Source organism: Coprococcus sp. AF38-1 (assembly GCF_003603945.1).
Lineage (GTDB): Bacteria > Bacillota > Clostridia > Lachnospirales > Lachnospiraceae > Coprococcus > Coprococcus aceti.
The window spans coordinates 104,071-119,061 of the sequence record NZ_QVGO01000001.1; the positions used below are offsets into that span (position 1 = coordinate 104,071).

At 46.1% G+C, this 14,991-nt stretch carries 12 protein-coding genes; 10 read left to right on the forward strand and 2 right to left on the reverse strand.

Features of this window, described 5'->3' with window-relative positions; all coding sequences use genetic code 11:
- Positions 1–168 precede the first annotated feature (168 nt).
- The 6 genes from DW025_RS00525 to DW025_RS00555 all read left to right on the forward strand — a co-directional run bounded on the left by DW025_RS00525 (position 169) and on the right by DW025_RS00555 (position 6,026).
- Complete coding sequence (locus DW025_RS00525) at positions 169–789, forward strand: CHC2 zinc finger domain-containing protein (RefSeq protein WP_119998118.1); 621 nt, start codon at positions 169–171, stop codon at positions 787–789.
- Positions 764–2,155 (forward strand): DNA primase family protein, encoded by a 1,392-nt coding sequence (locus tag DW025_RS00530; RefSeq protein ID WP_119998120.1) that lies wholly within the window; start codon positions 764–766, stop codon positions 2,153–2,155. The genes DW025_RS00525 and DW025_RS00530 overlap by 26 nt, the downstream gene beginning before the upstream one ends.
- Positions 2,156–2,533: 378 nt before the next feature.
- The gene (locus DW025_RS00540) at positions 2,534–3,823 is read left to right on the forward strand and encodes a plasmid recombination protein (RefSeq protein ID WP_119998122.1); all 1,290 of its coding nucleotides are present in this window, start codon (positions 2,534–2,536) and stop codon (positions 3,821–3,823) included.
- A 15-nt stretch (positions 3,824–3,838) separates the two neighbouring features.
- Positions 3,839–4,024: a hypothetical protein gene (locus tag DW025_RS00545; RefSeq protein WP_021683581.1), complete on the forward strand. Its 186-nt coding sequence runs from the start codon at positions 3,839–3,841 to the stop codon at positions 4,022–4,024.
- A gap of 90 nt (positions 4,025–4,114) precedes the next feature.
- Entirely contained in the window at positions 4,115–4,345 is a 231-nt protein-coding gene (locus tag DW025_RS00550; RefSeq protein WP_015540908.1) for a helix-turn-helix domain-containing protein, read from the forward strand.
- Positions 4,326–6,026 carry a recombinase family protein gene (locus DW025_RS00555; RefSeq protein WP_279221683.1) on the forward strand — a complete coding sequence of 567 codons (1,701 nt, stop codon included), beginning with the start codon at positions 4,326–4,328 and terminating at the stop codon, positions 6,024–6,026. The genes DW025_RS00550 and DW025_RS00555 overlap by 20 nt, the downstream gene beginning before the upstream one ends.
- A gap of 124 nt (positions 6,027–6,150) precedes the next feature.
- Here the strand turns inward: DW025_RS00555 and DW025_RS00560 are convergent, their stop codons facing one another.
- Positions 6,151–7,182: a glycoside hydrolase family 5 protein gene (locus DW025_RS00560; protein WP_119998126.1), complete on the reverse strand. Its 1,032-nt coding sequence runs from the start codon at positions 7,180–7,182 to the stop codon at positions 6,151–6,153.
- Between the two features lie 180 nt (positions 7,183–7,362).
- On the opposite strand from DW025_RS00560, the gene DW025_RS00565 reads away from it, so the two are divergent.
- The 4 genes from DW025_RS00565 to pap all read left to right on the forward strand — a co-directional run bounded on the left by DW025_RS00565 (position 7,363) and on the right by pap (position 12,420).
- Positions 7,363–8,124 (forward strand): helix-turn-helix transcriptional regulator, encoded by a 762-nt coding sequence (locus DW025_RS00565; protein WP_117550934.1) that lies wholly within the window; start codon positions 7,363–7,365, stop codon positions 8,122–8,124.
- 91 nt (positions 8,125–8,215) lie between these two features.
- Entirely contained in the window at positions 8,216–9,586 is a 1,371-nt protein-coding gene (locus DW025_RS00570; protein WP_022215873.1) for a Mur ligase family protein, read from the forward strand.
- The gene (locus tag DW025_RS00575) at positions 9,586–10,302 is read left to right on the forward strand and encodes a glutamine amidotransferase (protein WP_022215872.1); all 717 of its coding nucleotides are present in this window, start codon (positions 9,586–9,588) and stop codon (positions 10,300–10,302) included. The genes DW025_RS00570 and DW025_RS00575 overlap by 1 nt, the downstream gene beginning before the upstream one ends.
- A gap of 636 nt (positions 10,303–10,938) precedes the next feature.
- Positions 10,939–12,420, forward strand: coding sequence for a polyphosphate:AMP phosphotransferase (gene pap / locus DW025_RS00580; protein ID WP_119998128.1), 1,482 nt, complete (start codon positions 10,939–10,941; stop codon positions 12,418–12,420).
- A gap of 286 nt (positions 12,421–12,706) precedes the next feature.
- Here pap and DW025_RS00585 read toward each other — a convergent pair whose 3' ends face one another.
- Positions 12,707–14,749: a beta-galactosidase gene (locus DW025_RS00585; RefSeq protein ID WP_119998129.1), complete on the reverse strand. Its 2,043-nt coding sequence runs from the start codon at positions 14,747–14,749 to the stop codon at positions 12,707–12,709.
- Positions 14,750–14,991 lie beyond the last annotated feature (242 nt).

Sequence of the window (14,991 nt, forward strand, 5' to 3'; positions counted from 1 at the left end):
AGAAATCTACATCTATCAATAAGTTGTCCTGTTTTTTGAAACGGAGTTGTCCTCCGATTAGCCTGTTTTTTGAGAAATCCGTCATAACCATAATAGAAGGAGCAAAGCACCTGCCAATCACTGCGGGTGCTTCGTGCTTTCCAGAATATTATGAACGGAGGTTTTTTTATGACAATCTATGGAACCATCAAAGCGGCAATCAGTGTCAAGCAAGCCGCCGAACACTACGGGCTGAAAGTCAACCGAAACGGTATGGCTTGCTGCCCGTTCCACAATGACAGGCATCCGAGCTTGAAGCTGAATGAGGACTATTTCTTCTGCTTCGGCTGTGGAGCAAAGGGAGATGTGATCGACCTTGTGGCAAGGCTGTTCAATATGAGAAGCTATGAAGCAGCGCAAAAGCTGGCTTCGGACTTCGGACTTGACCCGAAACCGCCCACTGCCGCAGCTATGGCCAAGCCAAAGCGTCCTTATATCCGTCAGTTCCGGGAGGATGAAATGCTGTGTTTCCGGGTGCTGACGGATTATCTGCATCTGCTGGAAGATTGGAAAGTGCGGTATGCACCCAAAACACCGGAGGAGGCTCTGGATGATCGTTTTGTGGAAGCCTGCCAGATGCACTGTCCTATCGAATATATGGCAGATGTGCTGACCGTGGGTGATCTGGAAGAGCGGGTGGCATTGGTGGACGAGCTGATGAAGGAGGGAAAAATTACTTTTCTGCAAGAGTACATCACACGAAAGAAAAAGGAGGTGGCGCACCATGGCGAAGAACCGGAAAACGCCTGATATGAATTTGCCTGTCTGGTTTGATGGGCAGAACATCAACGAAGCTCTGTTTTGTGAAGAATTTCTGCATGAGCGCAGAATCATCTTCGCAAACGGAGCTTTTTTTACGCCCGATGGTCGAGTGACGGACGATCTTCCGCTCCGTGGGGAGATTTACGACAAGCTGAAATTCTGTGCCGTGAACAACATCCCCCGGAAGATCACCAACATTCTGGAAGTGCTGAAACTGGAAGCGCAAGTGCCTGACTTCCCACCGGAGCAGGATCGCATCCATGTGTTCAACGGTACGCTGCTATTGAACGGCACATTTACCGAGGGCAGATCGGCTATCGTGCGAAGCCGTCTGCCTGTTGTCTACAATCCCGATGCTCCTGCGCCCGTGATCTGGCTGAACTTTTTGAATGGACTGCTCCATGCGGAAGACATTCCCACCTTGCAGGAGTTTATCGGTTATTGCCTGATCCCCTCCAACAAAGGACAGCGCATGATGGTGATTAAGGGCAACGGTGGCGAGGGTAAATCCCAAATCGGTGCGGTGCTTTCGGCTATCTTTGGCACAAACATGAAGGACGGCAGCATCGGCAAGATTTCTGAAAACCGCTTTGCCCGTGCCGATCTGGAGCACATCCTGCTGTGCGTAGATGATGATATGCGGATGGAAGCTCTGCGGCAGACCAACTATGTGAAGTCCATCGTGACCGCCCAAGGCAAGATGGATTTGGAGCGCAAGGGTAAGCAGAGTTATCAGGGCTGGATGTTCGCCCGGCTGCTGGCATTCAGTAACGGTGATCTGCAAGCCCTGTATGACCGCAGTGACGGATTTTATCGCAGACAGCTTGTGCTGACCACCAAGGAAAAGCCGGTGGACAGAGCTGACGATCCTGATCTTGCAGAGAAGATGAAAGCTGAAGCCGAGGGTATCTTCCTGTGGGCATTTGAAGGCTTGCAGCGGCTTGTTGCCAACAACTTTAAGTTTACGGAGAGTGACCGTATCCGGGAAAATCGGGAAGCGGTCAAGCGTGACAACAACAATATCTTTGATTTCATGGATTCTGAGGGATACATCCAGCGTAAAGCGGATGCGTCCATCAGTTCCAAGGATTTCTATGAAATCTACCGGATGTGGTGCGAAGAAAATTCCCTTGCACCGCTGAAAGCCCGCAGCTTCAGCGACGCCATGATTGCCAATGCCGGGAGATTCAATCTGGAACATTGCAACAATATCACCAACTCTGCCGGACGGCGGGTTTGGGGATTCATGGGCGTGGAAGCTATTGCACGACCTCATATAAATGGGTTTTACGGAGATTCGCCGTGTACGTACGTACCGGAGGACATTCCGGAGGAATGGCGGCAGGTCGAATAAATCCCATTGCTGGTACGTATGTACGCAGCAAAAGAGCGTGAAACGCTTGTTATAGAAACAGCACACATCCTCTCGCTCGGGCTGTTTCTATGTCCACAGGCTTTTGAAAAAGTGTCTGTGGACATCGGCTGCAAGAGGAAGTTGACACAGAACAGCTTCATGCAGACGGGGCTGACCATGGGAAAAGGCGCAGACATTTTCGCCTTGGTCAGCAGAGGTCACCGCAGTGACCGCATTCCCCCTCGGGAGAGCCCTCGGAGAGCCCACGGCACTTTGCAGCCAGTATGGATGAAAGTGTCATAGTGGGTTATTACACTTTGAAAAAGTGCCTCTCCGTAGTTCTCCGCTGTCTGCAAATCTCAAAGAAAGGAAACGCCAATGGCAAGAAACGATGGAATAGACCGTACCGTAGCCAGAAATCAGGACTTGGGAAACCCGGCAGATGTGGCAAAGGTACAGGAACACAATGAGCGTGAAAAGGACAGCTACAGCAATCAGGACATCGTGCCGGAACGCACTTCTCTGAACGTCCATTTCAAAGCACCCACGGACGATTATGTAAAAATGTTTGAGCAGATGGAACAAGACGGCGTGATCTCCACCAGAGGTCTGAAACCGGATGCCGTCAAATACGGTGAGTTGGTATTTGATGTGAATTCCGCTTATTTCTACAATCATGGCGGCTATGAATTTGCGAAACAGTTTTATGCCGATGCCTACAAAGCTGCTGCGGAGATCGTAGGTGGTGAGCAGTATATCCTCTCCGCTGTGATGCACGCCGATGAGCGCAACCGAGCAATGTCCGAAGCTTTGGGCGAAGATGTGTACCACTACCACCTTCATGTGGTTTATATCCCGGTGGTGGAAAAGCAGATACTTTGGTCGAAGCGATGCAAGGATGAAGCCCTCCGGGGAACCGTTAAGGAGGTCATCACACAGGTCAGCCGCAGTAAGAAATGGGAGTCCAAGCCGGTGCTTGACGAGGACGGTAATCCAATGTTGAACGCAAGAGGGAAAAAGATTTTGAGGTCATCCTACAGTGTGTTGCAGGATGACTTTTTTCATTTCATGCGAGTTGCCGGATATACCGATCTGGAGCGTGGAGAACGTGGAAGCACCGAGGAACATCTGACTGTGACCCAGTTCAAGGTGCAGGCAGAACAGCAGCGGCTGGAAACTGTGGCCGGGCAGGTAGCACAGGCAGAGCAGAGTTTGGAGGATGCCAAAGCTGCCACAGCAAAACAGAAAAAGAAACTGGAATCTTTGCAAAAGGAAACCAAGGCGGTAAAGACCATTGCGCTGACAGTGCAGGACATTGAAGCAATGGGCAAAAAAGCCACATTCGGAAACAATATCACGCTGACACCGGATGAATGCGACACACTCAAACGCTATGCGGTCAATGGCATTATCGCCAATGCTGACAACAAGCGTCTGAAAGAAAAACTGGCTTCCGCAGAAAAGACGGTTTCCATCTGGAAGCAGCGGTATGAAGCGGTAAACGAAAAATATATGGAACTCAAACAGAAAGCCCAACCCTTTCTGGATGCACTGGAAATCGCATCCGAAAAGGTTCGGGCTTTTATCAATTCTATCCTCATCAGAGGAAAGGAAACACAGGAACACGAACACCCTGCCCGGAAGCGTGGACAGGATATGGAACTTTGATGGAGGAATCGCCTATTGAAGAAATATTATGAGGAAGCGAAATATAATGCGGCATTTGACCGCTGTGTGGATGTTATGAGCCAGATGCTCCAGAAATATGGACATCAGGTTTTGGATAAATTGGAACAGGACGCACCGCAGGGAGTGGAGCATTCCGAGGAAAGTAATCAAGCGCAGCTTTTGACGGATAAGGCTGCGTAAAATTTGCAATTTACACGTTGCGTATTCACTATGGCTATGCTATAATGATTACGCAACGTGTATTTTTTTGCTTTTGTGGAGAAAAGACGGATGGATTGTAAAAACAGAATTATAAAGTTGCGTGAAAGCACAGGACTGAATCGGAAAGATTTTTGCAAGCTCGTCCATATTCCTTACCGGACTATGACTGAATGGGAATTGGACAACCGCCATGCACCGGATTATGTGCTGTGGCTTTTGGAGTATTATATCCGCAACGAGGGACTTATGGTAAAAGGAAGGAATGAGGGAGGTGGAGATTCTGAAAAAGAAACAACTTAAATGCTATCTTTATACAAGAGTGTCCACCTCGATGCAGGTTGACGGATACAGCTTGGATGCCCAGCGTGACAAGCTGCGGAAGTATGCGGCATACGAGGATATGATCGTTGCAGGGGAGTATTCTGACGAGGGCTTTTCCGGAAAGAACATTCAAGGGCGGCAGGAGTTTCAACGGATGCTGAATGACATCCAGGACGGCAAAGATGATGTTTCTTATGTGTTGGTCTTTAAGCTGTCCCGATTTGGCAGAAATGCAGCGGACGTTCTGAACTCTTTGCAACTCATGCAGGATTTCGGTGTCAATCTGATCTGCGTGGAGGATGGCATTGACAGCTCCAAGGATGCAGGAAAGCTGATGATCTCTGTGCTGTCTGCGGTGGCAGAGATTGAGCGAGAAAATATCCGCACACAGACAATGGCAGGACGTGAGCAAAAGGCTCGTGAGGGCAAATGGAACGGCGGTTTCGCTCCATATGGATACAAACTGGAAAATGGAAACCTTGTCATTGCAGAGGATGAAGTGGAAGTTATCCGAGTAATCTATGATCGTTATATTCATACAAACGAGGGTGTTACAGGAGTTGCAAAATATCTGAACCGCAACGGGTTTGTGAAGAAGCTGCGGCAAAATAACACCATCCCCGGATTTTCAAGGAACTTCGTGCAGGACGTACTGGATAATCCCGTTTATATGGGTAAAATTGCTTATGGCAGACGGAGAACCGAAAAGAGGCAAGGTACAAGAAATGAGATGCACGTGGTTGAGCAGTCGGAGTTCCCGGTTTATGAAGGACAGCACGAAGCTATCATTTCCGAAGAAGATTGGTATCTGGCACAGGAAAAGCGCAAGATCAATTCTTTCAAGCGGGAAAAGGTCAACAATCCAGACCATGCACACATCCTGTCCGGTATCTTGAAATGTCCATGCTGCGGTAAGAGTATGTACGGCAATATCGCCAAGGCGCACAGCAAGGACAAAAAAACACGGTATTATTACTACTGCAAAAATACGGTTACACCTACCGGGCATGAGTGCAGCTTCCGACTGAATATCGAGCAGACGGAAATCAATAAATTTGTGGCGAAGATTATTTCTGCTATGGTCAACAATCCCCGGTTTGTGGAAGCGATTCAAGCGAAAATCGGAACGGCGGTTGATACAGAGGATATGGAAAAGCAGATCGCCGTTCTGCAAGGGCAGCTAAAGCAAGCCTTTGGAACGAAAAGTCGCTTGGAGCGTCAGATGGATACCTTGGACATCAACGATGTCCACTATGACAGAAAGATTTTAGACTTGCAGCGCCGCTATGATGAGCAGTATGATACCATAGAGGAAATCAAAGTTCAGATTGGCGAATTGCAAAGTCAGATCCGCAACATACAGCAGGAGAAGATTTCCGGTGACAATATCTATCGCTTGTTACTGGCATTTGATGAAGTCTACCATTCCGCAACGGAAGCGGAGCAGAAGGAGTTTATGAAGGCCTTTATCGAGCGAATTGAGATGTTCCCGGAAAAGAGAAAAGACGGTAGTTGGATAAAGAAGATCGTATTCAATTTTCCTGTGCCTGTTGATGGTGAGGAAGTGAAAGAACTTCCCTTGGAAACTGAAACAACTGTTGAAACCGTGGTGCTCCTAACCAGGGCGGGCGCTGGACAACATGGATATAAAACAAAATAATAAATTCTGCATGGTAAAACACTCCTGTAGTTTTATTTATACAATAACAGGAGTGACAAAAAGCCGGTTCTCTATGAGTGAGAACCGGCTTGGTTTATATAACTGGGAAGGTTCGTTTTATGTATTACATATATTTGACAAGCTCGCTGATGATAGGGGCATAGTGCTCGCCACAAAGACCGTAGTCCTTTTCCTTGTAGTTCCATGCTGCACGGCCTATTCCGTACTTTTCAAATACAGAATGGATATCTTTGTACCAGTTCAGAGTTCCATCAAGTGGTGCCTGATCTATAACACCATATTCGCCGCAGTACATAAATCCGTCTCTTTCTTCAACAGCTTTTATGCCGTCGAGGAACATTCTTTCGAACAAATCAGGGCCGATGGAATTAAGTCCAAGGCTACTCTCGGTGATGGCCCCATGCATACACCCTTCGATCTGGCGGGATTTCTCCATGTAGTCATTGAAATCCCCCGGATATTCGATATGGAAATCTGAAGGCATACCTGTTACCCAGTAAGCAGACTGGTGGGTAAATACCATTGGCTCGTAACAGTGGAAATTGTAAACTATGTTCTCATCGTTGTGATGAGGGAGAAGTTTTATAGATGTAACAGCATTGTAGCCAACCCCACCGAGCAGGATCTTGGCAGTAGGTGCTTTAGCTCGGATGATCTCGATGAATTTGCTTGATATTTCGTTCCACTCGTTTACAACGGTTGGACTTACGACCTCGTTCAACGGCTCGAACATTATTATGTCTGCATCCTTTGCATATCTGTCTATAAGCTTTCTCCATATTCCATAGAATCTATCCTGAAGAGGTTTCTCATGGAAGAATTCAAGAAGATGAGCCTCGTCGTCAAATATATATCCATATGTCTTGTGCAGGTCAAGGACCATGTTGAGTTTGTACTTCCGGCACCACTCAATGCATGAATCGATGTAAGCGTAGCCGTATTCCTTATCACTTCCGTCCTCATTTTCAAAATTATCGTAATCGATAGGAAGACGAACATGGTCAAGTCCCCAAGATGCTATTCTTGCAATATCTTTTTCTGTGATAAATGTGTCAAGATGCTCCTTGTCAAGTGGTCCCTGTGAAAGCCATCCACCTAAATTTACGCCTTTTTTGAATCCGTCTAAAGTTCTCATAATCTTTAACCTCCTGTGAAATAATAAAATATATATTGCACTCATTTGCCGTTCGGGAGTGCTTATCAGTTTCGTTTTCTGTGACTTTATAGTAGCATTTGCAGCTTTATGCAAATACAACAAATGTGTCATTAATATAATAATTATGCTATAGTAATATAATAGAAAGGAGGATGGACCATGAATATATCGAACGAGATCGTAAAACAGCAGTTTGTACAGAGAGAATACGGACTGGCGCACCCGACATACGACAGTGAACTTGACTTCTATCAGCTTGTCAGCAGTGGCAATGTGAAGGCACTGTCGGGTATGCTCCTCGCAGGAGAGGAGGATGCCGAGGTTCTGGCAGCCAGGGGAATATTGTCGGAGGATAAAGTCCGAAACAGAAGATATCACGAGATCGTGCTTGTGGCGATGATATCCAGATTTTGCATAGAAGAGGGCATGGAGGAGATGGAAAGCTACAATCTCAGTGACTTCTATATTAATAAGCTGGACAAAGCACAGACCACGCAGCAGGTCATAGAGATACATAATCAGATAATCATGGATTATGCCAAAAGGATGCGCCGGGTGAAGAAGAAAACAGTCATATCGCCACACTGTGTCAAGGCTATGGATTACGTATATGACCATTTGCATGAGCGGATAGATGTGCGGGAAGTGGCAGAATTTGTGGGAGTGGAACGCTCTTATCTGAGCAAACTATTTCATAAGGAGGTCGGTCAGACAATCTCAGATTACATCATGGAGAAGAAGCTTCAGACTGCCAGAAATATGCTCCTGTATTCAGATTTTTCCTGTACGGAGATATCGCAGTATCTGGCATTTGCCAGCGGAAGCTATTTTGCAAAATGCTTCAAGACAAAATATGGAGCGACTCCGAATTCATATCGCAGGATAAATTACAGGAAACACTGGAAAGAGGCGAAATCATAGTCTTGTTATGTGCTGGTATAATTGACAACATCTGTCAAAGGTTGTAGAATTACATGAGTTTTATTTGTATATATAAGGAGAATGAATAGCTATGTCATCTTTTAGATTTCATGTGGCTCTCGCAGCCGCCAAACTGAGCAAGGGACTCATCCAGCTCCTGGGTAGGAACGGTACGCATACACCTGGAGTTATCGCCCTGAAGATATGTCCGGATTTCCTGGCACAGGCGCCCAAGGCACCGCTTACGATATGTGTCACAGGAACAAATGGTAAGACCACCTGTAGTAACCTGATAACTGATGTTTTGGAGAAGGATGGAAGAAGAGTTGTCAGCAACAGAACAGGTTCCAATATCGTCCCTGGCTGTACGACAAATGTCATCAACAGCCTTACATTTACGGGAAAGGTCAGAGTGGATGCCACTGTATTTGAGGTGGACGAGCGTGCTTCAAGGCTGATACTTCCATATGTGAAGCCGGATTATCTTGTTGTGACAGGGCTTTTCAGAGATTCACTCAAGAGAAATGCTCACCCTGACTATATTTTCAGTGTCATAGATACCTACTGCCCTGATTCTGCAAAGGTTATCCTGAATGCGGACGAGCTTTGCTCAAGCATGTTGAAGAAAGACAGCTACAGAGTGTTCTATGGAATCGGCAAGCAGCCTGATGACAAGACCGAGCCATACAACCTTATCGCGGATTACCAGATCTGCCCTAACTGCGGCGAGAAGCTGAAGTACAATTACCTCAGATATCATCACATCGGCGATGTGGTATGCCCGAAGTGTGGACTTCACTCACCAGACAAGAAGTATCTGGCAACCGACATAGACAGAGAGAAGATGACAATTACTATACAGGAGGGAGACAAGAAGACAGTTTATCCGCTGATCCATACAGCTCTCTTCAATATATATAATGAAGTTACAGTTATCTCGGCACTGCGCGAGATCGGTCTCTCGGCTGAGAGAATCAAGGAACTCATGGGTCAGATCCATATACCGGATTCCCGCCACAACGAGACCACAGTGAATGGTGTTACAGTAATCCAGGCGCTCTCAAAGGGACAGAGTGCTGTTTCTTCATCCAGAACATTTGAGTATGTGGCAAATGAGGAGGGCAAGAAGGCTATCCTCCTTGCGATGGACGATCTTGAGGACAGACAGAAGAGTATAGAGTTCTCAGGCTGGATATACGATCTGGAGTATGAGCAGTTCAACAGGGATGATGTTGTACAGGTCATCTGCACAGGACCTAGATGCTACGACCACAAGGTGAGATGCTTACTGGCAGGTATCCCTGAGGAGAAGATACTCACAAATCTCAGCGAGGTCGCTGCGGCAGATGATGTGACTATAGATGGTGTTGACAGAATATATATCCTGTACGACTGTGAGAATTACGGAATGTCATGTGAGATGAAGAAGAAGATAATCAAGAGACTGGAGGGTGACAAATAATGAAGATTGAGATTTTATATCCGGAAATATGTACACTCTACGGTGACAAAGGAAATACAATGTACCTGCAGAAATGTCTGCCGGATGCGGAATTTGTGACAACAGGACTTAATGAGAAGCCACTCTTCCTCAAAGAGAATATAGACATGGTGTATATGTGTTCCATGAGCGAGAAGAGCCAGGAGCTCGTGCTTGACAGACTGATGCAGTACAAGGACGAGATCGCAGCATGCATGAAGGATGGAAAGGCGCTTTTCCTTCTGGTTGGCAATTCCATGGAACTCCTTGGTGATTATATCAAGAGAGAGGATGGAACCAGAGTTACAGGACTTGGCGTTGTTCCGGGCATGTACTCAGTCCGCCAGACTCCGAATCGTTTCAACACGCTCATCAAGGCGAAGTTCAACGATATGACACTCATCGGATACACAAGCCGATTTGCCCACACTTACGGAATACCTGATGATATGACATTCTGCAAGGTGGAGATCGGACAGGGCAGCAATCCTGATACCATGAATGAGGGAATCTGCAAGAACAGAGTAATTGCGACATACATTCATGGACCACTGCTCATTCAGAATCCTGATTTTGTACATTATCTGTTGGAAAAACTGGATGCTCCTATGAAAGAGATACCATTTGAGGCAGCTATGCGCAAGGCATATGATGTGAAGCTTGCTGAGTATGGCAAGCCTGATCTGGAGCTGTCATAATATAGAGAATTATAGTGATAATTAAGCCCCGGTGGCCTTTGATATGTACCTGAAATCCAGGACACATGTCAGTATGCTGCCGGGGATTTTATATGTAGTAATGTATAAAACTATACATTTTGTATAGTTATGTAAACCCATTGAAAAGAAAAAGATAATATGTCACAATACAGATGTTGCCACCCCTAGACAGGCTAGGAAAGGGGGGAGCGCAGTGACAGAACTTCTTGTTTCATTTTTAATTTCCGTCGTGGCAAGTATAGTAGCCTACTATATTTGCAAGTGGCTGGACGGAGATAAGTAAGTGGTAATCAGCCCAAGGAGTACGTCGCCTTTAAAAGACGGAGAAAACCCCAGTAGCGCCAACTACTGGGGTTTTCGTTATGCTTTTGGGAAAGCATATGTCAGAATTTCTTGTTTCATTGTTGCTGACATTATAGCATATGAGTTCTAACTCTGCAATATGCTTTCCCTTACACATCTTAATGTTTTTTCAGATGTATCAACTCAAAAGAAAGTAGTATAATGATATCGCAAGAAGAAAAATGCGCGACGCGAAGCGGCATTTGTTTTCAGAAAATGGGGTATATTATTCATAAAAACAAACGAAAAGACAACGTGAAAGGAGTGGGTTACATGTTAAAGGATTGGAACAGGCCGGAGCGCCCATCGGATGAGGAGATAGATACGCGGTTAAAGATTGCCAGAGAGAATCTGACACGCAATCAGATCAAGGTAAAGGAAGGTAAGATACCTGTATTTGTCATATTTGAGGGCTGGGGAGCCGCAGGTAAGGGAAGTCTTGTGGGAAGGATCATAAAGAATATGGATCCGAGATTTTTCAACGTTGAGTCAGTGAAGTATTCCACAGATGAGGAAAAACGCAGACCATTTCTGTACAAGTATTTTACGAGAATACCGGAACAGGGGGAGTTTGTATTTCTGGATGGTGGATGGATGAGGGACATAGTAGGTGGCAAGATGTCTGGAGAATTGTCAGACAAGGAATACCGGAAGAGAGTTGACAGCACCAAGAGATTTGAGAGGACTCTGGCGGACAACGGATATCTGGTCATGAAATTTTTCTTCCAGATAGACAAGCATGAGCAGAAGAAGAGGCTTGAAACACTTCTTGAAGATGATACTACAAGCTGGAGAGTGTCTAAGCATGATCTGAAGCAGAACAAAAAGTATGACGAGTATCTTGAGGCATTTGACAGCTTCATGTATGACACCAATCTGTCAAATGCACCGTGGTACATGATAGATGCAAAGGAGAGAAAATGGGCAGAACTTCAGATACTCGATATCATCAATCAGGGAATAGATACTGCGCTGCTCAATCAGGGGCATGCTGTACCTATACTGCAGAATACATTTGCGCTCAAGAAGATCCCGAAACTTTCCGAGGTGTCTCTCGACAAGAAACTGACGGATGAGGAGTACAAGGAGGAACTTGACAAGCTGCAGAAGAAACTCGGAAGACTGCACAATGAGCTTTACCAGAAGAGGATACCTGTTATCATAGGCTACGAAGGTTGGGATGCGGCAGGCAAAGGTGGAAATATCAAGAGGATAGCGGAGGCACTTGATGCGAGAGGTTATGTGGTAAATCCTATAGCAAGTCCTGAGCCGCATGAGAAAGCAAGGCATTTTCTGTGGCGATTCTGGACAAGACTTCCTAAGTCAGGACATGTGGCGATATTTGACAGAACATGGTATGGCAGAGTCATGGTTGAGAGACTTGAGGGCTTCTGTTCGGAAAATGACTGGCAGAGAGCGTACAACGAGATAAATGAATTCGAGAAGGAACTCCACGACTGGGGTGCGATCGTCATCAAATTCTGGGTTCAGATCGACAAGGATACACAGCTTGAGAGATTCACACTCAGACAGAACACACCTGAGAAACGCTGGAAGATCACAGATGAGGACTGGCGCAACCGTGACAAATGGGATGACTATGAGACTGCGGTGGATGAGATGCTGGAAAAGACCAACACCAGCTTTGCGCCATGGCACATATTGGAGTCAAATGACAAGAAGTATGCCAGAATAAAAGCCCTCAAGATCGTTATCAAGGCGATAGAGGATAAGCTGGAGCATCTCGACAACTAATGATGGGCGCCGGATGCGATCACTCGATACTCAGAATGATATAACGCATTTGTGACAGATATAAGTAAAGGTACAAAAAACACGAGGCGGTGATACACCATACTAAGGTATCACCGCCTTTTAAAAAGGTTTTAAGGTATATGTTCCGCCTGGCGTGTATGACCGCAAAGGATAAATTTCAGATATTATCCGGGAGGGAGGTACGGCTTTAGCAACAGGCAGACTGCAAAATATAAAAACTATATTTTCCTGTAGGGTAAGACAGGAAGATAAGTCATTACCATAATTATATTAATTGTTTTTCTTTGATGATGGCGACTCCGAGCGGGGTTAACTCAAGCTCTCCATCAACTACATTCTGAGTCTGAATATTGGTTCCATGAACATCGGATATGGACTGAGGTTCATCGGTATTATTCAGGTAGAAACCATATGAGGTTTCGTCATCTGCGTATCTGCGGTGATATTGAACTCCGTCAGGCAGACATTTGGTTGCTATTCCGGCATCTGCCAGCATCCGCTCCATGATCTCACCAAGTTTGCTGTAATCTATTCTTGCAGCTACGTAGTAGGCCTTGCCTTTGCCGTAGCTGTTCACTGTCACTGCTGCATTTCCGGCGTAGAAATCAGAATCGTAGGTTCCAAGTACATCCGCCGTTCCGACTCTCAGGATCTCAGCATAGTCACGGAGTTCGCATGAACTGCCATCTGTGAAGCTCACGCTGTTTCTGTCAGATGGATACAGGGTGTCTATCTCTTCACTGATGATTCCAAATACATCTGCAAGTCCATTTCCCGGGAATCCACCGAGTATACAGAGCTGATCCTTGTCTACATAGCCCGTAAAGTAAGTGGATAGAAGCTGTCCGCCCCTCTTTACAAATGCGGCAAGAGACTCGGCTGCGCCATCTCTCAGCATGTAGAGCATAGGTGCAACAACCACATCGTAATCGTCGAGTGGTTCATCGGATGCAATGACGTCCACGTCAACGCCGCGCTTTGTCAGCTCTTTGTATACAGACATACAGGTCTCAGGATATTTTTTTGATTCCTGCCCCAGAGCCTTGACATCATCTATGGCCCACATATTGTCCCAGTCGAACAGCAGTGCAACCTTTGATCTGATGAGTGTGCCGGTTATCTCGGAGAGCCCATCAAGCTCTGCGCCGAGGGCGGCAACCTCCTTGAATATTCTGGTGTCATTTGTTCCGAGATGGTCAACAACGGCACCGTGATACTGTTCAAATGAGCCTCTGCCCTTTCTCCACTGGAAATACTGGACTGTATCAGAACCGCAGGCGATTGCGTTGTATGAGAACAGTCTGTGTATGCCAGGTCTCTTCAGCTTGTTGTATGGATGCCAGTTTACAAGCCCCGGAGCACTCTCCATAAGCATGAAAGGTTTGTCCTTCTTCATGGATCTCATAACCGCGTGGTCAAATGTATTCTGGCCCATGACATCCGCAAGACTCTCGTAGTCATTGTGGAATCTAGGGTATGAATCCCATGAGATCACATCCAGCTCCTTTGCCATCGGTCTGTAGTCGAGACCGTCATAGAGCTGCATGAAGTTGGTAGTTATCGGTATGTCAGGGGTGAGTTCTCTGAGGAGCTTTATCTCTGACTTCATGTAATCGTTCATGTTCCATGTGGTGAATCTCTTCCATTCGAGATTCAGTCCCATAATGCTGAAATCTCCATTTTTATAAGGCGGCTCGATCTGGGAGAAGCTGTTGTATGAGTGACTCCAGAAGGTGGTCCACCATGCTTTGTTCAGCTTGTTTATGTCGTGGTCGAACTTCTCTGCGAGGTAATTCTGAAATCTTTTCACACAGAGACGGCAGTAGCACTCGCCACCAAGCTCATTTGACACATGCCACATGATGAGTCCCGGATGGTTTCCCACATGGGCGTGGAGCTGACGGATGATATTGTCAACTTTTTCTCTGTATACAGGTGAGCTCATGCAGTGGTTCTCACGTACACCCTGGTGTTCCCGGACATCATAGGAATCCACACGCCTGATCTCAGGATACTTCTGTGCCATCCATGCCGGTTTGCCGCCCGATGGCGTGGCAAGAACGGTGTAAATGCCTGCATTATACAGGTTGTCCATAACATCCTTCAGCCAGTCAAAATGGTATTCGCCCTCAACAGGCTCATATGCTGACCATGAAAATACACCAAGAGTAGCGGAAGTCATTCCTGCCTCCTTCATCAGCTCGATATCCTTAGCCAGGATATCAGGGCGGTCCAGCCATTGTTCTGCGTTGTAATCTCCTCCATGTAGGATTCCATTTATCTGTGGGAAAAGTTTGTTTTTATTCATTTATCTGAAACCTCCTGTGTTTGGAACGGAACACCAGCTATGCATACCAGCTTTGCTTAACAATATGCGCAAGCGGTTGCATAACTTACGAAATAAAGGTAACATAGATAGACAAATAATTCAATGGAGATTTGAAAAATAAAATTAAATTGTGCAAAATATACAAAAGACTGCCAGGCGTGACGATTGATACAATATTGCCTGAAGCACTCGGAGATTGGCTTAAATAAAGCTGTTAAAAC

Bases quoted from the DNA above. Each gene is read 5' to 3' on its own strand.
- DW025_RS00525 (WP_119998118.1), top strand. From the start codon at position 169: ATGACAATCTATGGAACCATCAAAGCGGCAATCAGTGTCAAGCAAGCC.
- DW025_RS00530 (WP_119998120.1), top strand. From the start codon at position 764: ATGGCGAAGAACCGGAAAACGCCTGATATGAATTTGCCTGTCTGGTTT.
- DW025_RS00540 (WP_119998122.1), top strand. From the start codon at position 2,534: ATGGCAAGAAACGATGGAATAGACCGTACCGTAGCCAGAAATCAGGAC.
- DW025_RS00550 (WP_015540908.1), top strand. From the start codon at position 4,115: ATGGATTGTAAAAACAGAATTATAAAGTTGCGTGAAAGCACAGGACTG.
- DW025_RS00560 (WP_119998126.1), bottom strand. From the start codon at position 7,182: ATGAGAACTTTAGACGGATTCAAAAAAGGCGTAAATTTAGGTGGATGG.
- DW025_RS00565 (WP_117550934.1), top strand. From the start codon at position 7,363: ATGAATATATCGAACGAGATCGTAAAACAGCAGTTTGTACAGAGAGAA.
- DW025_RS00570 (WP_022215873.1), top strand. From the start codon at position 8,216: ATGTCATCTTTTAGATTTCATGTGGCTCTCGCAGCCGCCAAACTGAGC.
- DW025_RS00575 (WP_022215872.1), top strand. From the start codon at position 9,586: ATGAAGATTGAGATTTTATATCCGGAAATATGTACACTCTACGGTGAC.
- pap (WP_119998128.1), top strand. From the start codon at position 10,939: ATGTTAAAGGATTGGAACAGGCCGGAGCGCCCATCGGATGAGGAGATA.
- DW025_RS00585 (WP_119998129.1), bottom strand. From the start codon at position 14,749: ATGAATAAAAACAAACTTTTCCCACAGATAAATGGAATCCTACATGGA.